General features: G+C 59.7%; 20 protein-coding genes. 10 read left to right on the top strand and 10 right to left on the bottom strand.

Translation table 11 applies throughout. The features are described from left to right. Window positions 1–15: 15 nt before the first annotated feature. On the bottom strand, window positions 16–954 hold the full coding sequence (locus tag BK662_RS29025) for an aspartyl/asparaginyl beta-hydroxylase domain-containing protein (protein ID WP_123360383.1): 939 nt from the start codon (window positions 952–954) through the stop codon (window positions 16–18). A 223-nt stretch (window positions 955–1,177) separates the two neighbouring features. Then, window positions 1,178–2,152, bottom strand: coding sequence for a cysteine synthase A (cysK, locus tag BK662_RS29030; RefSeq protein WP_123360384.1), 975 nt, complete (start codon window positions 2,150–2,152; stop codon window positions 1,178–1,180). Window positions 2,153–2,278: 126 nt separating this feature from the next. On the opposite strand from cysK, the gene BK662_RS29035 reads away from it, so the two are divergent. The 3 genes from BK662_RS29035 to BK662_RS29045 all read left to right on the top strand — a co-directional run bounded on the left by BK662_RS29035 (window position 2,279) and on the right by BK662_RS29045 (window position 5,547). Beyond that, window positions 2,279–3,355 carry a DUF748 domain-containing protein gene (locus tag BK662_RS29035; RefSeq protein WP_123360385.1) on the top strand — a complete coding sequence of 359 codons (1,077 nt, stop codon included), beginning with the start codon at window positions 2,279–2,281 and terminating at the stop codon, window positions 3,353–3,355. 142 nt (window positions 3,356–3,497) lie between these two features. Then, window positions 3,498–4,343 (top strand): AAA family ATPase, encoded by an 846-nt coding sequence (locus tag BK662_RS29040; RefSeq protein ID WP_038979370.1) that lies wholly within the window; start codon window positions 3,498–3,500, stop codon window positions 4,341–4,343. 25 nt (window positions 4,344–4,368) lie between these two features. Then, the gene (locus BK662_RS29045) at window positions 4,369–5,547 is read left to right on the top strand and encodes a vWA domain-containing protein (RefSeq protein WP_123360386.1); all 1,179 of its coding nucleotides are present in this window, start codon (window positions 4,369–4,371) and stop codon (window positions 5,545–5,547) included. Between the two features lie 120 nt (window positions 5,548–5,667). Here BK662_RS29045 and BK662_RS29050 read toward each other — a convergent pair whose 3' ends face one another. The 4 genes from BK662_RS29050 to BK662_RS29065 form a co-directional block, all read right to left on the bottom strand. Further along, on the bottom strand, window positions 5,668–6,594 hold the full coding sequence (locus tag BK662_RS29050) for a 5-oxoprolinase subunit C family protein (RefSeq protein WP_123360387.1): 927 nt from the start codon (window positions 6,592–6,594) through the stop codon (window positions 5,668–5,670). Then, window positions 6,591–7,295: a 5-oxoprolinase subunit PxpB gene (gene pxpB / locus BK662_RS29055; RefSeq protein ID WP_123360388.1), complete on the bottom strand. Its 705-nt coding sequence runs from the start codon at window positions 7,293–7,295 to the stop codon at window positions 6,591–6,593. The genes BK662_RS29050 and pxpB overlap by 4 nt, the downstream gene beginning before the upstream one ends. Continuing rightward, window positions 7,292–8,044 (bottom strand): 5-oxoprolinase subunit PxpA, encoded by a 753-nt coding sequence (locus BK662_RS29060; RefSeq protein ID WP_123360389.1) that lies wholly within the window; start codon window positions 8,042–8,044, stop codon window positions 7,292–7,294. The genes pxpB and BK662_RS29060 overlap by 4 nt, the downstream gene beginning before the upstream one ends. Before the next feature lie 78 nt (window positions 8,045–8,122). After that, complete coding sequence (locus tag BK662_RS29065; protein ID WP_123360390.1) at window positions 8,123–9,406, bottom strand: MFS transporter; 1,284 nt, start codon at window positions 9,404–9,406, stop codon at window positions 8,123–8,125. Between the two features lie 147 nt (window positions 9,407–9,553). On the opposite strand from BK662_RS29065, the gene BK662_RS29070 reads away from it, so the two are divergent. The 4 genes from BK662_RS29070 to BK662_RS29085 all read left to right on the top strand — a co-directional run bounded on the left by BK662_RS29070 (window position 9,554) and on the right by BK662_RS29085 (window position 15,843). Continuing rightward, window positions 9,554–10,483: a LysR family transcriptional regulator gene (locus BK662_RS29070; protein ID WP_123360391.1), complete on the top strand. Its 930-nt coding sequence runs from the start codon at window positions 9,554–9,556 to the stop codon at window positions 10,481–10,483. Window positions 10,484–10,594: 111 nt separating this feature from the next. Continuing rightward, window positions 10,595–12,517 (top strand): IucA/IucC family protein, encoded by a 1,923-nt coding sequence (locus BK662_RS29075; protein WP_123360392.1) that lies wholly within the window; start codon window positions 10,595–10,597, stop codon window positions 12,515–12,517. Then, complete coding sequence (locus tag BK662_RS29080) at window positions 12,507–13,718, top strand: MFS transporter (protein ID WP_123360393.1); 1,212 nt, start codon at window positions 12,507–12,509, stop codon at window positions 13,716–13,718. Before BK662_RS29075 ends, BK662_RS29080 begins: the two co-directional genes overlap by 11 nt. 13 nt (window positions 13,719–13,731) lie before the next feature. Continuing rightward, on the top strand, window positions 13,732–15,843 hold the full coding sequence (locus BK662_RS29085; RefSeq protein WP_123360394.1) for a TonB-dependent receptor: 2,112 nt from the start codon (window positions 13,732–13,734) through the stop codon (window positions 15,841–15,843). Window positions 15,844–15,954: 111 nt separating this feature from the next. On the opposite strand, the gene BK662_RS29090 is transcribed toward BK662_RS29085, so the two are convergent. Genes BK662_RS29090 through BK662_RS29100 form a run of 3 tightly spaced genes read right to left on the bottom strand, consistent with a single transcriptional unit; the run spans window position 15,955 to window position 17,817 of the window. Then, a complete protein-coding gene (locus BK662_RS29090) occupies window positions 15,955–16,497 on the bottom strand; it encodes a DUF2937 family protein (protein WP_008067554.1) in 543 nt (180 codons plus the stop codon). 13 nt (window positions 16,498–16,510) lie between these two features. Further along, the gene (locus BK662_RS29095) at window positions 16,511–17,287 is read right to left on the bottom strand and encodes a class II glutamine amidotransferase (protein ID WP_007898710.1); all 777 of its coding nucleotides are present in this window, start codon (window positions 17,285–17,287) and stop codon (window positions 16,511–16,513) included. A 32-nt stretch (window positions 17,288–17,319) separates the two neighbouring features. Continuing rightward, window positions 17,320–17,817, bottom strand: a complete 498-nt coding sequence (locus BK662_RS29100; RefSeq protein ID WP_123360395.1) for an MFS transporter — start codon at window positions 17,815–17,817, stop codon at window positions 17,320–17,322. Window positions 17,818–18,033: 216 nt separating this feature from the next. Here BK662_RS29100 and BK662_RS29110 point away from each other — a divergent pair, with 216 nt between their 5' ends. Together BK662_RS29110 and BK662_RS29120 are read left to right on the top strand one after the other, a co-directional pair. After that, on the top strand, window positions 18,034–20,088 hold the full coding sequence (locus tag BK662_RS29110) for a S9 family peptidase (RefSeq protein WP_123360396.1): 2,055 nt from the start codon (window positions 18,034–18,036) through the stop codon (window positions 20,086–20,088). A 211-nt stretch (window positions 20,089–20,299) separates the two neighbouring features. After that, window positions 20,300–20,773: a cyclic nucleotide-binding domain-containing protein gene (locus BK662_RS29120; RefSeq protein WP_123360397.1), complete on the top strand. Its 474-nt coding sequence runs from the start codon at window positions 20,300–20,302 to the stop codon at window positions 20,771–20,773. A gap of 4 nt (window positions 20,774–20,777) precedes the next feature. Here BK662_RS29120 and BK662_RS29125 read toward each other — a convergent pair whose 3' ends face one another. Further along, entirely contained in the window at window positions 20,778–21,068 is a 291-nt protein-coding gene (locus tag BK662_RS29125) for a hypothetical protein (protein ID WP_123360398.1), read from the bottom strand. A 95-nt stretch (window positions 21,069–21,163) separates the two neighbouring features. Between BK662_RS29125 and BK662_RS29130 the strand changes: the two genes are divergently transcribed. After that, window positions 21,164–21,850: a spermidine synthase gene (locus BK662_RS29130; RefSeq protein WP_007898703.1), complete on the top strand. Its 687-nt coding sequence runs from the start codon at window positions 21,164–21,166 to the stop codon at window positions 21,848–21,850. Window positions 21,851–21,920 lie beyond the last annotated feature (70 nt).

A 21,920-nucleotide genomic window follows, 5' to 3' on the forward strand; every position in this document is an offset into this window, starting at 1 on the left:
ATCCCGTAATCGGCCTCAACCAAACAGCCAATACCCCAACAACGTCAACACCGCCACCGCCAGCACCGGCCGCAGTACGCGGTAGGCCTTGGGGTTACGACGCTTCCACTGTTTGATCACGCCGCTGAATTTGTCGCTTGAGTTCTTGCTCCAGGCGTAGGCCTGGTTGATCCCGCCAACGCGTTCATCATCAAGGTTCTGGGGTGCAGTGGCGCGCCCCAGCAAGCCGCTGATCCAGCGGTTGATACGGGTCATGAGGCGATTGCTCAGCGGTCGCTCGATGTCGCAGAACAGGATGACCCGGGTTTGCTCGGTTTCGTTCTTGACCCAATGCACGTAGGTTTCATCGAACATCACATCTTCCCCATCACGCCAGGCGTAAACCTGACCGTCGACGAAGATGCGGCAATGATCGGAGTTCGGTGTCGACAACCCAAGGTGATAACGCAGGGAACCGGCGAACGGGTCGCGATGCGGGTTGAGGTGACTGCCACCCGGTAGCAGCGCGAACATGGCGCCTTTGACGTTGGGAATACTGCTGACCAACGCCACGGTTTTCGGGCACAAGGCTTCGGCCGATGGCAGCGGTTTGTCGTACCACTTGAGGTAGAAACGCTTCCAGCCCTTCTTGAAGAACGAACCAAAACCGGCGTCGTTGTTCTTTTCGGCGGCGCGAATGTAGCCCTCGTCGAACAAGTGCATGGCTTCGTCACGGATAACTTCCCAGTTGTCCCTGAGCACATCCAGTTCCGGGAACTTGCTGCGGTCCAGATAGGGTTTGGACGGTACGCCGGAGAACAGATACATCAAGGCGTTGTAAGGCGCGAACAGGGCCGAATGATTGACGAACTGACGCAGGACCGGCAATCGCGCCTTGCCACGCAAGTGGACATAGAGTGTGCTGCCCAGGAATAGCAGCAACACCGACGCCTTCGCGACAAAAGAAAAGCTCATCTACGACTCCTTCAGGATAGGTAACTCCGCACAACGCCATTTACCCGACGTAGCAGTCGGCCATGATAAACACTACCGGCCTCGGGAAAAACCCACATAACTCAACATTCAGTGTTAAGGATTGCGCAATAAAGCACTTCTTAACATAAGGTTCCTGAACAGGGGCTGACCTGAATCAACCCCTTTTACACGAGAATCAAAAGATCGCAGCCTTTGGCAGCTCCTACGGTTGATTTTCCTGTTCGGTAAACAGGTCACTAAACAGCATGCTCGACAGGTAGCGTTCGCCAGAGTCGGGCAGGATCACCACGATGGTCTTGCCCTGCATTTCCGGGGTTTCGGCCAGCCGTACAGCCACCGCCATGGCGGCGCCGCACGAGATACCGCTCAAAATCCCTTCTTCCTGCATCAAGCGCCGGGCCATCGCCTTGGATTCGTCGTCGCTGACCAGCTCGACCCGGTCAACCATCGACAAGTCCAGGTTCTTCGGCACAAAACCGGCGCCAATGCCCTGGATTTTGTGAGGGCTCGGTTTGATCTCTTCCCCGGCGATCGTCTGGGTGATCACTGGAGACACCAGCGGCTCCACCGCCACCGAGATTATCGGTTTGCCCTGGGTATTCTTGATATACCGCGAAACCCCGGTAATGGTTCCACCTGTCCCGACACCCGCCACCAGAACGTCGACTGCGCCGTCGGTGTCGTTCCAGATTTCCGGGCCGGTGGTTTTTTCGTGGATGGCCGGGTTAGCCGGGTTTTCGAACTGCGCCGGCATGAAGTAGGTCGATGGATCACTGGCGAGGATTTCGGCGGCCTTCTCGATCGCGCCTTTCATGCCTTTGGCCGGCTCCGTCAACACCAGTTCGGCACCAAGGGCTTTAAGCACCTTGCGTCGTTCGATGCTCATGGACGCGGGCATCGTCAACACCAGCCGGTAACCGCGGGCGGCGGCAACGAACGCCAGGCCAATGCCGGTATTGCCCGAAGTCGGTTCGATGATGGTCATGCCAGGCTTGAGTTTACCGCTGCTTTCAGCCTCCCAGATCATGTTCGCCCCGATCCGGCACTTGACCGAATAACCGGGGTTGCGCCCTTCGATCTTGGCCAGGATGGTGACACCGCGCGGGGCGATACGGTTGATCTGCACCAGCGGCGTATTGCCAATGGAATGGGCGTTGTCAGCATAAATACGGCTCATGGCTGGGTCCTTATACAGCGTTGAATTAGCTGTCCAAGGTATGCCTGTTACCCGTGGTCGTCCAGTCAGTCGAACGTCCGCTTACCCCAGCAGTCAATCGCTTTATACAGCCAGAGATTTGTCGTCATGAAGCGTCGATACAGTTGGCCCCTGTGGACCCTCGCCGGCCTCGTTCTGCTGCTGGTTGCCCTGCACATTGCCCTGCCCTACATGGTGCGCGATTACCTCAACGAGAGATTGGCGAACATGGGTGACTACCGCGGCCAGATTACCGACGTCGACCTGGCCCTGTGGCGCGGCGCCTACAAAATCAACGGCCTGAAAATCGTCAAGGTCAATGGCAAGGTCCCTGTGCCTTTCGTCAACGCGCCATTGATCGACCTGTCCGTCAGCTGGCACTCGCTCTGGTACGACCACGCCGTGGTGGCCGAGGCGCAGTTCGACAAACCCGAGGTGAACTTCGTCGACGGCGGTGCCAACAAGAAAAACTCCCAGACCGGTCAGGGCACCGACTGGCGGGCACAATTGGAAAAATTGCTGCCAATAACCCTGAACGAAGTGCGGATCAACGATGGGCGGGTCACCTTTCGAAACTTCAATTCAAAACCACCCGTGAACATGAATGCCACTCAGGTGAATGCCAGCATTTACAACCTGACCAATGTGGTCGACACCAAAGGCAAACGCGACGCCCGTTTCGACGGCAAAGCTCTGTTGCTGGGACATGCACCGCTGGAAACAACGGCAACCTTCGATCCGCTGAGCGACTTCCAGAACTTCGAGTTCCGCCTGCGCGCCAGAAACCTTGAACTCAAACGAATGAACGACTTCGCCTCGGCTTACGGCAAGTTCGACTTCAATGCCGGCCATGGTGACCTGGTGATCGAAGCCGAAGCCAACGAGGGCCAACTCACCGGCTACATCAAGCCGCTATTGCGGGACGTCGATGTGTTCAATTGGCAACAGGACGTGGAGAACAAAGACAAAGGGATTTTTCGCTCCATCTGGGAAGCACTCGTCGGAGGCACCGAGAATGTGTTGAAGAATCAGCCGAAAAACCAGTTCGCGACGCGCGTCCAGCTCAGAGGCAGCGTGCATCAGAAAGATATCAGCGCATTCGAGGCTTTTTTGCAGATTTTGCGTAATGGTTTCATCCAGGCGTTCAATGCCCAGTACGAACGACCCAAGCCGGATACGGACTGAGTCAAGATGTGACGCCCCATTCAGAGACTGAATAAGCCGTCTGCGTTCACAGTCGACCGGGCAGCGCGTTATAGTCGAGCCTGACATTTATTGCGCCCCGCCCTGCCTCGTTCAGGTCGGCGTACCGTTCGAGGATTAGCAGATGAAGTTCGAAGGCACCCAGGCCTACGTCGCCACCGATGACCTGAAGCTGGCGGTCAACGCCGCCATCACCCTGGAGCGGCCACTGCTGGTCAAGGGCGAGCCAGGCACCGGCAAAACCATGCTCGCCGAGCAACTGGCCGAATCCTTCGGCGCCAAGTTGATTACCTGGCATATCAAGTCCACCACCAAGGCGCATCAAGGCCTGTACGAGTACGACGCGGTCAGTCGCCTGCGGGACTCGCAGCTGGGAACGGAGAAGGTCCACGACGTTCGCAACTACCTGAAAAAGGGCAAGCTCTGGGAAGCGTTCGAGTCCGAAGAGCGGGTGATTCTGCTGATCGACGAAATTGACAAGGCCGACATCGAGTTCCCCAACGACTTGCTGCAAGAACTCGACAAGATGGAGTTCTACGTTTACGAGATCGACGAGACCATCAAGGCCAAAAAACGCCCGATCATCATCATTACCTCCAACAACGAGAAAGAGCTGCCGGACGCCTTCCTGCGCCGCTGCTTCTTCCATTACATCGCTTTCCCGGATCGCGTCACGATGCAACGGATCGTCGACGTGCATTATCCGAACATCAAGAAAGACCTGGTCAGCGAAGCGCTGGACGTGTTCTTCGACGTACGCAAGGTGCCGGGCCTGAAGAAGAAGCCATCGACTTCTGAACTGGTGGACTGGCTGAAGCTGCTGATGGCCGACAACATCGGCGAAGCGGTGCTGCGCGAGCGCGATCCGACCAAGGCCATTCCGCCACTGGCAGGCGCCTTGGTGAAGAATGAACAAGACGTGCAATTGCTTGAGCGCCTGGCGTTCATGAGCCGTCGCGGCTCTCGCTAAGTCCCGATAGAGAGAGACGATCGCCATGCTGCTCAACCTGTTCAATGAAATGCGTGCAGCCAAGGTGCCGGTCTCGGTACGTGAGCTGCTGGACCTGATCAACGCGCTGAAACAGCGCGTGACCTTCGCCGACATGGACGAGTTCTATTACTTGTCGCGGGCGATTCTGGTGAAGGACGAAAAGCATTTCGACAAGTTCGACCGGGCGTTCGGTGCCTACTTCAACGGCCTGGAAAAGCTCGACGATCACCTCCAGGCGTTGATTCCGGAAGACTGGCTGCGCAAGGAATTCGAGCGCTCCCTGACCGATGAAGAGCGGGCCGCGATCCAGTCCCTGGGCGGCCTGGACAAGCTGATCGAAGAGTTCAAGAAGCGCCTGGAAGAACAGAAAGAACGCCATGCCGGCGGCAACAAGTGGATCGGCACCGGCGGCACCAGCCCGTTCGGCTCCGGTGGCTTCAACCCCGAAGGCATTCGGGTCGGCGATGCCGGCAAGCGTCAAGGCAAAGCGGTCAAGGTCTGGGATCAGCGCGAGTACAAGAACCTCGACGATTCGGTCGAACTGGGCACGCGCAACATCAAGGTCGCCCTGCGGCGCCTGCGTAAATTCGCCCGTCAGGGTGCGGCTGAAGAACTCGACATCGACGGCACCATCGACCACACCGCTCGCGATGCCGGCTTACTGAACATCCAGATGCGTCCGGAGCGGCGCAACACCGTCAAGTTGTTGCTGTTGTTCGACATCGGCGGCTCGATGGACGCCCATGTGAAGATCTGCGAAGAGCTGTTCTCGGCCTGCAAGACCGAGTTCAAGCATCTGGAGTACTTCTACTTCCACAACTTCATTTATGAATCGGTGTGGAAGAACAACATGCGCCGGAGTTCCGAACGCACCGCCACCCAGGACCTGTTGCACAAGTACGGCGCCGATTACAAAGTGATCTTCATCGGCGACGCCGCCATGGCGCCCTATGAAATCACCCAGGCCGGCGGCAGCGTCGAGCACTGGAACGAAGAAGCAGGTTACGTGTGGATGCAGCGCTTCAAGGAAAAATACAAGAAGCTCATCTGGATCAACCCGTACCCGAAAGACACCTGGGGCTACACCTCGTCGACCAATATCGTGCGGGATTTGATCGATGACCAGATGTATCCGCTGACGTTGCGGGGGTTGGAGGAAGGGATGCGGTTTTTGTCCAAATAATCTTCGTCGTCTGTTCGGCCGCCATCGCGAGCAGGCTCGCTCCCACAGTTGATCTCCAGCGAACACACTATTTGTGTACGACTAAAATCCAATGTGGGAGCGAGCCTGCTCGCGATGCTTTTAGCGGCGCAAAAACCGGCGCAAATACTCGACCTGCTCCCGGTGCGCAACGTCCTGCACCACCGGTTTCAACCGCACCTTCGCCCCTGGCAAACACTGCGCCAGCCGCGCCAATGCCAACAGCGTCAACGCCCCCAACCGCGGGTAACCACCAATGGTCTGCCGATCATTGAGCAGCACAATCGGCTGTCCGTCCGGTGGCACCTGGACCGCGCCCAGCGGGATGCCTTCGGAAATCATCGGTTTGCCCTGATACTGCAACGCCGTTCCCAACAGACGAATGCCCATGCGGTCGGCGCGGCTGTCGAGGGTCCAGACGCTGTTGAACGCATCGAACAAACTCTGTCCACTGAACTCGCCGATCTGGGCACCGAGCACCAGGTCCAGCGGCGCATTGAGTTTGAAGTCCGGCACTTGTTCGGGCGCCAACGCCCGCAGCAGTAACAGCGAGCTCCCCGAGTAGCTCAACTGCGCATCTTTGGCCAACGCCCGCCCCCTGCCATCCAGCCCACCGAGCTCCTCACGGACCACCGTTGCGCTACTGCCCAACACCTTTGGCGCATCAAATCCGCCCGGGGCCGCCAAATAAGCCCGAGCGCCAAGCCGCGGCTGAGTGAATTGCAATTGCTGACCTTTGTGCAGCCTGAAACTGCGCCACGGTGCCAATGCTTCGCCATCCACCTGCGCCCCCAGATCCGCCCCGGCCAACGCCAGCACGCAATCTTCCTGGGCAACGACCGTAAACCCGCCGAGGGTAATTTCGATCACCGATGCATCCAGCCCATTGCCCAGCAGCCAGTTGGCCCACGACATCGATCGCCAATCCGCCGCCCCGCCCTGGGTCACGCCCAGATGCCGCACGCCAAACCGCCCGGCGTCCTGCAACAGGCACAGCGGTGTACTTGCTTCAATCGTCAGTCGGCTCATGCCAGGGCCTCCAACGGCGTGTCATCACCGCCCAGATTGATGAACTCTGCGTGGCTGACCGCTTCGAAACGCACGGTGTCGCCCGGTTGCATCAAGCTGTAGCCGTCGCGCTCGCGGTCGAACAATTTGGCCGGGGTGCGGCCGATCAGGTTCCAGCCGCCGGGGGATACCACCGGATAAGCCGCCGTCTGGCGTTCGGCGATACCAACACTGCCGGCAGCCACTTTTTTGCGCGGAGTATTCATACGCGGTGCAGCCAATACTTCCTCCACCAATCCCATGAAGGCGAACCCCGGCGCGAAGCCCAACGCGAACACCTGATACTCGTGTTCGCTGTGGCGACGGATCACCTCTTCCACCGTTAATCCACTGCGCTGAGACAGCAACGTCAGTTCCGGGCCGACACTCAGGTCATACCAGACCGGCAACACATGGCATTTACCGCTAGTGCGAGCGTTGGGGGACAGATCGATCAAGGCTTCAGCAATCAATTCCCGCGCCTGGGCCGGATTCAGCGCCATCAAATCGTAATGCACCATCAACGTCGTGTAGGACGGCACCAGATCGATCAAATGGCTGGCGAACGCTTCTCGCAGACGCTTGCTGGCCGCAAGCATCCACGGCATGTTGGCCTCGCTGATTTCATCGAACAGACGCACCATCAGGCAATCCAGCGCCACCACTTCCACCCGTGGTTTCATGATGCACTCTGCTGATTCAAGGCTTCGCGAATGCGCTGCACGGCGGCCACCGAACCGGCGTTATCGCCGTGTACGCACAAGGTGTTGGCCTGCAGGTGCAAGGCGCTGCCATCGCTGGCCGTAAGATTGTCACCGCGAGCAATGATCAACGCCTGTTCGATGATTTTCTCGGGATCGTGATGCACGGCTCCCGGCAGTTGCCGCGAAACCAGCCTGCCTGCGCTGTCGTAAGCGCGATCGGCGAAGGCTTCAAACCACAATGTCACGCCATATTCATCGCCAAGTTGCTGCGCGGCACTGTTGTCGCGGGTGGCCATCAGCATCAATGGCAGCGTCCGGTCGTAGGCCGCCACGGCCTGAATCACCGCGCGCAGTTGCGCCGGGTTGGCCATCATGTCGTTGTACATCGCGCCGTGGGGTTTGACGTAACTCACCCGCCCGCCCTGAGCCCGGCAAATGCCGTCGAGGGCGCCGATCTGGTAATGCAACAGGTCCTGCAGTTCCTGGGCGGTGTAAGCCATGGATCTGCGACCGAACCCCACCAGATCCTGATAGGCCGGATGAGCACCAATCTGCACGCCGTGGCTCAGGGCCAGGCTGACGGTCTTGCGCATGATGCTCGGGTCGCCGGCGTGGAAGCCGCAGGCAATGTTGGCGCAATCAATGAAAGGCATGACCTCGGCATCCAGACCCATGGTCCAGTTACCGAAACTCTCGCCGATGTCGCAGTTCAATAGCAGGCGGTTCACGGTGAACACTCCTGTAGGCTTTTATCTTCTTAGCTGAAGGACATATGCCCCTCAGATTATCAGTTACCGGATATTCGGTTATTGAGCGTCGAGTTGCTTGCCACGGGTTTCCGGCAGGCTCAGGGCCGCCAGGATCACTACCCCGTAAGACACCGCCGCGAAAGCCCCGATTCCCACACTCAGTGGCACCTTCTGGCTAAGCAAGCCGATCAACAGCGGGAACAATGCCGCCAGCGCCCGACCGATGTTGTAGCAAAAACCCTGGCCCGAGCCGCGAATCCGCGTCGGAAACAGCTCAGTCAAAAACGCACCCATGCCGCTGAAGATCCCCGAAGCGAAGAAGCCCAGGGGGAAACCCAGCCAGAGCATCACGCCGTTGCTGACCGGCAATTGGGTGTACAGCAGAACAATGGTGAACGAGCCGACCGCGAATAGAATGAAGTTCTTTTTACGACCCAGGATGTCAGTCAAATACGCGCTGATCACGTACCCGACGTAGGACCCGACGATCACCATGGCCAGATAGCCACCGGTGCCGAGTACGCTCAAGCCCCGTTCGTTTTTCAGAAAGGTCGGCAGCCAGGAGGTGATCGCGTAGTAACCGCCGAGCGCGCCGGTGGTCAGGATCGAAGCGCGGATCGTGGTGAAAAGGATGCCGGGGGCGAAAATCTCGTAGAACTTGGCCGGGTTGCTTGGTTCTTGCTTGGCCTTGGCTTCGCGGTAGATCTCCGGGTCCTTGACCAGGCGACGGACGAAGATCACGAAAATCGCCGGCACGATGCCAAGGATGAACAATGCCCGCCAGGCGTCTTCCGGCGGTAATACGGAAAATAGCAGCGCGTACAGAATCGCTGTCAGCCCCCAACCCAATGCCCATCCCGATTGCACCATGCCGACGGCTTTGCCACGGTCCTTGGCGCGAATCACTTCGCCCATCAGCACCGCGCCGGCGGTCCATTCACCGCCGAAACCGAAGCCCATCAACGTGCGGCTGATCAACAGTTGTTCGTAGTTCTGGGCGAAGCCGCAGAGGAAGGTGAAGAAGGCAAACCACAGAACGGTCAGTTGCAGGGTGCGCACCCGGCCGATGCGGTCAGAGAGAATCCCTGCCACCCAGCCACCGATGGCCGAGGCGATCAAGGTGCTGGTGTGAATCAGCCCGGCTTCGCCAGTGGTAATGCCCCACATGGCAATCAGGGTCGGCACCACGAAGCTGAGCATCTGGGTGTCCATGCCGTCCAGGCCATAGCCGATCTTGCAGCTCCAGAACGTACGACGTTCCTGCTTATTGATGTTGTGGTACCAATCGAAGGGTCCCGGGCGAGCCGTGGCTTTGGGAATGAGGGTGTCGGGCGCACTCATGGCAAGTCTCCGTGCAAATTTTATTGGTATTGTTCTGAGCCCCGACGACGCCTATCGTGGGAACCGGATGCGTCGATTTTTGGACGCTTGGCCCTGCTGCGTCCAACTAATAAAAACCCGGCCAAGGCATAAGAAAAAGTTGATGCCATGAACCTGAAGTTTCTCGAGACCTTTGTCTGGGTCGCCCGACTCAAGAGTTTTCGCCTGACGGCAGACAAGCTCTTCACCACCCAGGCGTCGATTTCCAGCCGTATCGCCGTACTCGAAGGCGAGCTCGGGGTGAAGCTGTTCCTGCGCGATTCTCGCGGCGTGAGCCTGACGCCTGAAGGCTTGAAAGTGCTCGAATACGCCGAGCAGATGATGGACACGATGCAGGCGCTCAAGCAGTCGATCGAGACGCGTTCGAGTAAGGTCGGGCGGGTCCGGATCGGCGTCATGGACACCGTCATCCACACCTGGCTCAGCCCGTTGGTGGCGCAGATGATGGATCATTACCCGCTGGTGGAAATCGAGCTGGTGGCCGATACCGCGCTCAACCTCTGCGATCAGCTGCAAAAAGGCTTTCTCGATCTGATCTTGCAAACCGACTTGTTGCGTCAGGAAAGCGTGCGCAGCCTGGAGCTGGCCAGTCATCCGATGGGCTGGATCGTGGCCAGCAATTCCATCTACAACCGCGAGTATTCAGGTGTCGCCGATCTGGCGCGGGAGCGGATCATCACCTATTCGAAAAACTCCCATCCTCATCAGGACATCTTGAGCCTGATGCAGGCCAATGGGGTCATGGCGCCACGGCTGAACTGTGTGAATTCAGTGTCGGCGATTACCCGATTGTTACGGGACGGATTTGGCATTGGCGCGCTACCGCCGGTATTGGTAGCCGAGGAATTGGCGCGTGGGGAATTGACCTTGCTGGCCATCGATCAGCGACCGCCGAATTTGCAGGTGGTGGTGTCGTGGCGGGTTGGCGTGGAATGGGTCGAAGAAATCGTGGCGTTGTGTCAGCAAGTCGTGGAGCGCTATTCGCAGAAAGTGGGCGAGCACTACATCGTCTTGAGCAAACCACAGGTCAGCATCTGAAGGATATTTCTCAAACTCTAAATCCGAACCACTATCATTTGCATTATTTTTTCAAGGAGGTATTCTCTGCGCGCTTTCAGCTAAACAATTGTCCAGAAGGAGTCGGACCTGATGCGCGCTCACACGCAAAAACAGCAACAATTGCTCGCTCACTGGAGCGAAGCGCTTGGCACTCAGGCTTTCCAGTCCCACCGCATCACGCTCGATCATTTGAGCAATGCGCTGGAGCCCGCCGCCCAACGCTGTTTCCAACGCCTGATCCAGGCGCTGTTTCGTGAAGATCTGATCAACCCCGACGCCTGCGAATACGACGACTCCAGCCGTTGCTGGCTGCCACTTGGCGATGGCGCGCATCTTTGCTTCGAGCACTTGTCCGGCGGCAGAATGAACAGCTGGGACGTACGCGGCAGCATCGTCCTGCACACTCCCGACAGACTGCCCCAAAAAATCCAGTTGCCCAGCGAACTGCTTGCTCATCTCAGCACTCAGCTCAACCCGCCAGCCTCCCCGCAGGTACTGGAACGTCTGGCCCGGGAGCTGGATGACAGCTTCAGCAACGACACCCTGTGCCTGGCGTTTCACCATGGATGGACCGAGCGCCTGAGAGAGCAGATCGATACCGAATACGACGACAATCTGCTCGCTTGGCTCAAAACCGGCCCCAGCCACCAGAACCCTACGTCATTGCTCGAACAGTGGGGCACGCTCGGCCATCCGTGGCACCCGAACTACAAGACCAAACTGGGCTTGAGCGCCGCTCAGGTCATCGCTTTCTCGCCAGAATTCGAAGCGAGTTTTCCGATCGTCCTGTGCGCCCTGCACCGCCAGTACGCACACGTCGAAGCGCTGGCCGGCACCACCGATTACTGGGACTGGTGGCAAGGTCACTTCCCTCAGGCCGCCGAGCAATTGCAACGCCATTTGCAGCAGCTGGGCCTGGATGCAAAGGATTACCTCCCGCTTCCGTCTCACCCATGGCAAGCCCATGAAGAGCTGCCACATTCGTTCGCCAACGAGATCGCCGACAACCTGCTGATTGTCACTGACATCATGGCTTTTACCGGTCACCCGACCATGTCCTTCCGCACGGTCCTGCCGCAGGCCAGTCGCGTGGCGCCGATGGTCAAACTGCCGGTGGCTCTGCGACTGACCAGCGTGCAGCGCACCGTGTCACCGCGCTCCGCCCGGATGGGGCCGCGCATCAGCCAACTGGTATTGGATATTCTCGATCAGGAGCCGCAGATTCAGCGTCTGCTGAACATCGTTCCCGAGCGCATCGGCGTGCACTACGCACCACTGCCGGCCGATGACGAGCGCTCCCGGCATGCTGCCGTGCTGTATCGCGACAACCCGCTGACCCTCCTGCAAGAAGGCGAGCTGGCGGTGCCGGTCGGCAGTCTGTTCGCCGTCAACGAATTCGAACAACCGTTGCTGCGTGATTGGGTAAGGCTGGCTCAGGGCAGTGACGACAGCGAGGCCATGTTGACGTTCTTCGAGGATTACCTGTCGATTGCCGTACCGAGTCTGCTGGGCATTTACCTGATGTATGGCGTGGCGTTCGAAGCGCATCAGCAAAACAGTTTCATGGTGATGGGTGCTGACGGGCAGTTGAATCGGCTGCTATTACGTGATTTCGGCGACGTTCGTATCGATCGCAAAACCCTGCATGCCAAGGGCCTGGATATCCAGCTGCACGATCCGAAAATGACCCTGTATGACGACTCCGGCTTTGTCCGCGACAAACTCTTGCACACCACCTTCATGTGCCACCTCGGTGAGCTGACTTTGCTCTGTGCCCGCCACTGGAATGTGTCGGAGAGCATCCTTTGGGAGCGATTGGCATCGCACGTTGCGCAGTGCTTCGAGACCTTGCGCGAGCGCGTTGAACCGGCACGTTGGGAAAGCGAGCGCCAGGCCTTGCTGGAACAGGATTGGCCCGCCAAATCGTTCATGCGCATGCGCTTGCTCGACAGCCATGCCGACATCGTCGGACGCCTGAGTAACCCTCTGCGACCCAACACCCATGCTCGCTGACGGTCGCGCCTTGCGACTGCTGATCGTCATCCAGTTTGTCTCCATGGGCGCAATGGAAATGAGCGGCCCGTTCTGGCCCTTGCAGATCCAGCATCTGCTCGGGCCGGAGGGCGCCGGCTACACCGCGCTGCTATCGGCGCTGGTTTATGCCGGTCCGATGCTGGCGGCCATGCTCCTGACGCCCATGTGGGGCCGGTTGGGGGATCGCACCGGACACAAACCAATGATTGTTCGGGCGTTGCTGGCACTCGCGCTGTGCCAAGGGTTGGCGGCCATCACCCTCGACCCGTGGCTGCTGGTGGGTATTCGCGTGATGCAAGGCGCATTGGCCGGTTTTCTCGCTGCCGCGCAAGCCTATGCCTTGGCCTGCTGCGACAGTTCCAGACGTGGTCACACCTTGGCGCGCCTGCAATCGGCCACCGCCGTCGGCTCATTGATCGGCCCGGTGCTGGGTGGCTGGCTGATGGACGTCTCGGGGTTTGCCCTGCTCTGTTATGGCGCGACGGCGATTTGCCTGCTGTGCGCACTGGGGAGTTTTTTCCTGCCGGCCGACAAGGCTCGGACCTCGAAGAAAAAAGCGGTTGAACCGGTCGCCCTGCCCAAAGGCTGGCTCGGTGGAATCCTGTTGGTGATCGTGTTGATTCAGGCCGCGAAGATGATGCCGCAGTCGTTCTACGCGCTGTATGTCGCGAACATTCTGCATGCCCCAAGTTGGCTGATCGGCGCCACCTACGCGGCGAGCGCCGCGACCCTGGCGATTTCCGCACCGCTGTGGGGACGCCTGTTCGACCGCTGGCAGCCGGCCTACACCTTGCGCGTCATCGAAGGCGTGGCCTGGCTGTGTGCGCTGACGCTGGCGGCCACGGCATTGGCCAACGAATGGCTGGGGTTTCTCGTCAGTCGACTTGTCTGGGGCATCTGGCAAGGCGCCCTGCTGCCCGTCGCCTATGCACTGATCGCCAACACCATTTCCGTAACCCAGCAGGGCTTCGCGCTGGGCCTGGGCAACAGCGCGGCAAAGGCTGGCGCTCTGCTCGGCGTCGTCCTTGGCGGGATCGGCATGGGCCTGGTCGGCCTGGCTCACAGTTTCTGGCTGGTGGCACTGACCTACGCCATCGCCGCCATCGGGATCCGCTGGGTGCGCTCGTTCAACGCCGCGCCTGACCGCTCGACCTTATCGCCCCACACTTATCACAACTAAAAAAGACCACGTCATGATCCGAACCAAACTCTCCCTGCTGATCCCGCTGCTCGGTACCTTCAGCGCCCAGACCTGGGCCGAGGATACCGAGCAGCAGCCCGGCACCTTGAACATGCAAGCCACCGTCGTATCTGCTACTCGCAGCGAAGCGAGCATTGCTTCGATTCCGGGCTCGGTCCAGGTGATCGACGAACAGCAAGTCCGTGAGCAGAGCGGCGCGGGTCGCCGGGTCTCCGACATCCTCGGGCAATTGGTTCCCGGTCTTGCGCCGTCCAGCGGCGGGATGAGCAACTTCGGTCAGACCCTGCGCGGGCGCAACATGCTGGTGTTGATCGACGGCGTATCGCAGAACGCCACGCGCGACAACTACCGCCAGCTCAACAGCATCGCCCCGGCCAGCATCGAACGCATCGAAGTGATTTCCGGCGCCAGCAGCATCTACGGTGCCGGTGCTTCAGGCGGCATCATCAACATCATCACCAAGCGCAATCAGGGCCAGGACATTGCCTACAGCAGCAAACTGGGCCTGACCAGCGGCAACAACCTCAACCGCAAAGGCTTCGCCTACGAAGCCTTCCAGAGTGCGACGGGGCGCAAGGATGCCCTTGACTGGTACGTCTCCGCCGATCTGACCCAGCGTAACGATCAGTACGATGGCAACGGCAACCGCATCCCTCAGGACACTTCCCAGGGCAGCAACATGGACACCGAAACCTATGACCTGCAAGGTCGTTTCGGTTACGAACTGGATGCCGACAAAAAACTCAGCCTGTCGTTGCAGGACTACAAGGACCAGCAAGACACTGGCTACACAAAAGACCCGACAAACCGCCAGCAAGCCGTGGCCGTCAAAGGGCTGAAACTCGACGACCAACCCTATACCCATAACCAGGCGGTCAACCTCAACTACGCCGACAAGGACTTCTACGGTCAGGGCCTGCAACTGGAAAGCTACTGGCGCCGCACCGATGCACTGTTCTTTCCGGACCTGTCGCGAGGCAGGGCCGGGATCTCCGATAACAACAGTGTGCAGGATGTCTACGGACTGCGCGCGGCCATCGACACGCCGCTGCCGGCGATCGGGAGTGCCACGGGCAATCTGGTCTGGGGCGCCGACTATGATAATGAGCGCTCTCGCCAACGAGGTGATCAATACACGCTCAATGGCCTGAACTACACCAAGACCGGCACCACCTACGAGCTGGGCCCGGACATCGAAACCACCACCAAGTCGCTGTTTGGGCAGATGTCCTGGGACATCGGTGACTGGACCTTGCGTGGCGGTGTGCGCCGCGAATGGATCGAAAGCGATGTCTCCGACAGCATCGCTTATGGTCAGATCGTCCAGACCGGCGTACGCGCAACGCTGCCCGGTGACACCCTCAAATACGATGCCACGCTGTACAACCTGGGGGCGGTGTACCACCTGAGTGAAAACCAGGACGTCTTCGCCAATTACAGCCAGGGGTTTTCGCTGCCGGATATCCAGCGCTTCATGCGTGATGTCAGCAGCACCTTCGACATTCAGAGTCTCAACGCCCAGGCCATCAAGGTCGACAGTTACGAACTGGGCTGGCGCGGTAACTGGGACCAGTGGCAGGCCGACGTCACCGTGTACGAAAACACCTCGGACGTGACCCAGTTCTACGATGCCAATGATCGCGTATTGCGCCTGATCAACCAGAAAGAGCGGGTTCGCGGCATTGAAAACAGCCTGACCTACCGCGCGACCGATCGCTGGTCGGTGGGTGGCACTTATGCCTGGGCCAAAGGCGAGACCGAGCAGAACGGCAAATGGATCGATCTGCCGGCTACGCGCATCTCACCGGCCAAGACCACACTGTTCGTCGGCTACACAGAAGACGACTACACCCTGCGCCTGCAAGGCATGCATTTGTCCAGTTACGACGCCGCCGCCAAGGACAACAACGGACGCGAGATCGAAGGCTATACGCTGGTGGACCTGCTCGGGTCCGTGCAACTGCCGGTCGGTCGTCTTGAAGGCGGCGTGTACAACCTGACCAACCGCACCTACCAGAACCTGTTCACCCAGGCCAACGCCAGAGCGCCGTACGCCAACGCGGAAGGCCGCACGCTGAGCATGAGCTACTCGGTCGATTGGTAAAAACAGGAGCCGACTTGCCGGCGATGCGATCTGCCAGGCATTCGTGTCGCGGCAATCGCCGGCAAGTCGGCTGCAGGAGCTGCCGAAGGCTGCGATCTTTTGATCTTTTTCTTACAAACCGCGCACATCCCGGTCTTCAATCGGCCGGCTCTGGCGCAAACGCTTGCCGCCCAACACCACCCAGTCGATCAGTCGGAACAGGCATTCAATGCCGAACGACAGCAGCAACGCGCCGCTCATGCCCCAGATCATCGCTTCCGGCGTCAGCAGGATCTGATAGCTGTAGCCGTTCCAGGTTTCCTTGCGAATATCCGGGTCGGCGGCCAGGGCCACTTGCAGGACGCGGATGTACCACGGGCCCTGCATGGCCTGGAATTGCTTGTCGAGGGCCAGTTGACGGGTGAGCAAGGTGCTCAGGCTGTCGGCATCGCTGCGAAAGATCGGATCTTCGCTGGCACGGTAATGGGCCACGAGCGCCTGCATGTCACCCTTGAAAAACTGATTGGCAGTGCCCTGAAAACCGCTCAAACCGGTCTGCGCCTCAATCAGATGCGCCTCGACCCGCTTGGCATAGTCACTGATGAACCCAGGCACCTGGACACCGATCAACAGGCCCGCCGCGAACAACACCAGCCGAAGATAACTGAGCAACATGGGGGAGAGATCCTTATTCGGTCTTGCCCTGGCTGACGCATTCACCGCGTCGCCAGAGGCTCCATTGGCCCGGTTCGTAGCGGGTCCAGGTTTCGTTTTCGGTCAAGGGTTCGGTGGCAATCACCGTGACCACATCGTTGGGCGTGGTTTCGGCCTGAAAGTCGACGATCACATCGACATCCTTCAAGCGCGCCGGGCCAAAAGGCGCACGGCGGGTGATCTGCGCCAGTTTGCTCGAGCAGTAGCAGAACAACCAGTCGCCATCACTGAGCAAGCAGTTGAACACGCCTTTGCTGCGGTACTCGGCGCAGGCGGCCACCAGGTCCGGCAACAGTGCTTCGATCTCTACCGGCTCGGGGAACGCAGCGCGTACCCGATTGAGCAAATCGCAAAATGCCGCTTCGCTGTCGGTATCGCCAACGGGGCGGTAAAAACTGGCGGTCGGGTTGAAATCGGCCAACTGGCCGTTATGGGCGAAACACCAGTTGCGCCCCCACAATTCGCGCACGAACGGGTGGGTGTTGGACAGGCAGACCTTGCCGACGTTGGCCTGGCGAATGTGCCCGATCACCACTTCGCTTTTGATCGGATAGCGCTGCACCAGGTTTGCCACTTCCGACTCGCTGCTCGCCGCCGGGTCCTGGAACAGCCGCAGGCCACGGCCTTCATAAAAAGCGATGCCCCAGCCGTCACGGTGCGGCCCGGTGCGGCCACCGCGCTGCATCAGCCCGGTGAAGCTGAACACGATATCGGTCGGGACATTGGCGCTCATGCCCAATAACTCACACATGCTCGGACTCTCGATTCAGTACAGGGGCACCGTTACAGACGCGGTTCGACCCGCAAACGCTGAGGGTTGCTCGGCACCGGTGGCCGGCCGTAACGATCATCGCCGGCACCGCCGAAAGGCTGATCATCGTCAGGCTCGTCGGCCCGCGCCGCTGCCTTGGCGGCAGCCGCCTGTTCCTTGCGAGCGTTGGAGGCGCGCTCGATGGGAAAACGGATCGCCACGAACACCAGGTAAATGCCGAAGGCAATCATGCCGTACATGAACAGATCGGAAATCGCGCGCCAGGCGTTGTTGCCGACCTTGAACAGCAGATCGAGGGCAGTGATGGCGATGGCCGGAGCGACCTTTTCCTTCACCGGGTCGATGATGGTCGGGCTGAACAGCAACACCGCCACCAGCAGCCGCAACGGCTCACGCAGCCAGCGCCACATCCAGCGGGTGATGCGCATCCACACCAACAGGCAGCCTAAAGCGGCAAAGGCGTAGAGGCCCCAAGCGATCAGATAGTCGTTCTCGGTCATGGTGTCCATGGCAAGGCAGGCAAAGAGGCGCTTATAGTAACGACTTTTCGCACGTCAGGCTTGTCCCAATACCAGTGAGTTAAGCGCATTCCATGTGGGAGCGGGCTTGCTCGCGAAGAGGGAGTATCACTCGACATTGATGTTGCCTGACACACCGCCTTCGCGAGCAAGCCCGCTCCCACAGGTTGCGAAGCCCCTATTCCGTACATTGTTCGAGAGCCATTCATGCCCCTATCCGCCAACGTCACCAGCGCTCCGATTGCCCACAAGGCCGACGGTTCCGACCCGTATGCCTGGCTGCAGGAGCGCGACACCGACGCGGTGCTCGATTACCTGAAAGCTGAAAACCGCTATCAAGAGGCACAAACCGCCGATCAAGCCGGGCTGCGCGAAACCCTGTTCGAAGAGATCAAGGGGCGGATTCTCGAAACCGACCTGTCGCTGCCCTCGCCCTGGGGCCCGTACCTGTATTACACGCGCACCACTGCCGGCGACGAGTACGCCCGCCATTACCGCTGCCCGCGTCCGGTCGATGGCAGCCTGCAGATTGACGAAAGCCAGGAACTGCTGCTGCTTGATCCGAACGTGCTGGCCAAGGGCGGCTTCTTTTCCCTGGGCGCGTTCAGCATCAGCCCGGACCACCAGCGTCTGGCCTACAGCATCGACTCCAGCGGCGAAGAGATTTACACGCTGTTCGTGAAGGAATTATCCAGCGGCCGCGTCAGCGAACTGGAATTCCAGGATTGCGACGGCAGCATGACCTGGGCTAACGACAGCCTGACGCTGTTCTTCGGCGAACTCGACGACACCCATCGCCCGCACAAATTGTTCCGCTATCGGCTGGACGGCACCGCGGCCGAAGAAGTGTTCCATGAGCCGGACGGCCGATTCTTCCTGCATTGCTACCGCTCAAGCTCCGAACGGCAACTGCTGTTGTCGCTGGGCAGCAAGACCACCAGCGAAGTCTGGGTGCTCGACGCCTCGCTGCCGCATCAGGCCTTTACCTGCCTGGCGCCGAGGGTCGAAGAACATGAATACGATGTCGACCACGGCAAACTCGATGGTGAGTGGACGTGGCTGATCCGCACCAACCGCGACGGCATCAACTTCGCCCTGTACCAAGCCATCGATACTGGCGTCGCGCCGACCGAAGCCGACTGGCAGAACCTGATTCCCCACAGCGACACAGTGATGCTCGAAGGCATGAGCCTGAACGCCGAGGCCATGACCCTGAGCCTGCGCGAAGGTGGCCTGCCGATCATCGAAGTCCGCCCACGGGATTTAGTGCCATATCGCGTGCAATTGCCGGACGCGGCCTACAGCCTGCATGTGCAGAACAGCCTGGAATTTGTCAGCGACCGGATCCGTCTGCGCTACGAAGCCTTGAACCGTCCAGCGCAGATCCGCCAACTGATTCTGACCACCGGCGAGCAGCAAGTCCTCAAGGAAACCCCGGTGCTCGGCCCATTCGACGCCGATGCGTATGTCAGCCAGCGGCTTTGGGCAACCGCACCGGACGGTACGCAAGTGCCGATCAGCCTTGTGGTCAAACGCGAGTTCCTCGGCAAGCCGACGCCGCTTTATCTGTACGGCTACGGCGCCTACGGCGAAAGCCTCGACCCGTGGTTCTCCCACGCCCGCCTGAGCCTGCTGGATCGCGGCATGGCGTTTGCCATCGCCCATGTACGCGGTGGCGGTGAGCTGGGCGAAGCCTGGTACCGCGCCGGCAAGCAGGAACACAAGCACAACACCTTCAGCGACTTCATTGCCTGCGCCGAACACCTGATAGCCAACGGCTTCACCACCCCATCGCAGCTGGCGATCAGCGGTGGCAGCGCCGGTGGTTTGCTGATCGGCGCGGTACTCAATCAGCGGCCGGAGCTGTTCGCTGCGGCGATTGCCGAAGTGCCGTTCGTCGACGTGCTCAACACCATGCTCGACCCGGAACTGCCGCTGACCGTCACGGAATACGACGAGTGGGGCAACCCGCAAGAGCCGGACGTCTATGATCGGATCAAGGCCTACGCCCCGTACGAAAACGTCACCGCGCAAGCCTATCCGGCAACGCTGGTAATCGCCGGCTACAACGACAGTCGCGTGCAGTACTGGGAAGCGGCCAAGTGGGTGGCGAAATTGCGCGCGACCAAAACCGACACCAACGCCTTGTTGCTCAAGACTGAACTGGGTGCCGGCCATGGCGGGATGAGCGGTCGTTATCAGGGATTACGTGACGTAGCCCTCGAATACGCATTTGTTTTCAAGGTTTTGGACATCGCCTGAGGAACTTGGCCCGGCGTACCGGTCTTAACACCAGTACGCCAGACCGGATGCAACACATATCCCCTGTGGGAGCGAGCCTGCTCGCGATGAGGGCATCACATTCAATATCCATGTTGAATGTGCCTCCGCCATCGCGAGCAGGCTCGCTCCCACAAGGGATTGGGGACATCCAAAAAACCGGAACCAGACACAAGAAAAAGACCGTGACGACATGTCAGAACCGACCTTACTGAACAACGAAATTCGCGACTGGCTGATGGACTGCGGCCTGTTCGATCAACTGCTGCCGGCAGACTTCGTGGCGGCTTCGGGTTATTTCAGCATCAGCACCATTCCCGAAGGCAAAGAGATTTTCCATGAGGGCGATGCCGGCAGTTTCATGTGCATCATCCACACCGGACAGGTCGCGGTGCAGAAGACCAACAGCGACGGGCAACGGGTGACCATGGCCACCTTGCGCAGCGGTCGGGCGTTCGGCGAAATGGCTGTGCTCGACGGTGAACGGCGCTCAGCCAGTTGCGTGGCCGCGAGCAATTGCCAGTTGCTCAACCTGGGCAAGGACTCCCTGGAAAAGATGCTTAACGACGCGCCGAAAATCGCCGCCAAGATCATCCGCGCCCTCGCCGTTTCCCTTTCCAAGCGCTTGCGCATGGCCGATGGGCAACTGCTCTCGCAGCAGATTTAGATACTTACCCGCCCGGCGTTTTGATTTTCGTTGTACTCGGCTCAAGGCCCGGCAAGGTCTGGTCCTTGGGCGGGTTGGGCATTTCGATCGGTGGCAACAACGGTGGTCCGCCATTGCCGGAACCGGCCTTGGGCACGCTGGTCGGGGTGATCTGCGGGTACGGCGTCGGGGTGGCGGTGCCGGGTGAACCGGGCATCGGCACGGGGCTGGTGGGGATGGTTTGCAGCTCCTGGGCCTGCACTGCAGTTATCGAGAGCGCGGCCAGGGCAATGACCGTTAGAATGGTGCGCTTCATCAATGGCTCCGTTGGCCTTGTTGTCTTTTGCAGGCTACTCCCAACTGCGCTCGTTTGCCTTCCTCGGTATATCAATTTCTCCTCAAGAGAGCCCCATGAAACGTTTCGTTCTGCTCGACACCACCCCCATTCCTGAAAACGGCGGTGCCCTGTGCCTGTTCGAATACGGCGAGGATTTCGTCATCAAGATTCAGGGCGGTGACGGCGGGCAGTTGATGAACACCCGCATGCACGGTTCCGAAGATGCCCTGGCCGAAATCCCTTGCCGCAAGGTCGCCGGCCGGCCAAATTCGCGGGTATTGATCGGTGGCCTGGGCATGGGCTTCACCCTCGCCTCGGCACTCAAGCACTTGGGCAAGACGGCTGAAGTGGTGGTCGCCGAACTGGTACCCGGCGTGGTGGAGTGGAACCGTGGCCCCCTTGGTGAGAAAGCCGGCAACCCACTGCTTGACCCGCGCACCGTGATCCGCATGGAAGACGTGGCCAAGGTGCTGCAAGCCGAGCCACAAGGTTTCGATGCGATCATGCTCGACGTCGACAACGGCCCCGAAGGTCTGACCCAGAAGGCCAACAGCTGGCTCTACTCCGCCGGCGGCCTGAGCGCGTGTGCCAAGGCCCTGCGGCCAAAAGGCGTGCTGGCGGTGTGGTCGGCCAGCGCCGACCGGCAGTTTTCCGACAAGCTGAAAAAAGCCGGTTTCAAAGCCGAGGAAGTGCAAGTCTTCGCCCACGGCAACAAGGGCACCCGCCACACCATCTGGATTGCCGAAAAGCTCAAGGGCTGAGCGTGGGCCTGTCATCACTTATTTCCTAGGCCGCGTTGCGCCACAGCAGACCCGGCGCGGCCTAGGAAAT

The organism is Pseudomonas frederiksbergensis, from assembly GCF_003732275.1.
Classification (GTDB): domain Bacteria; phylum Pseudomonadota; class Gammaproteobacteria; order Pseudomonadales; family Pseudomonadaceae; genus Aquipseudomonas; species Aquipseudomonas frederiksbergensis_H.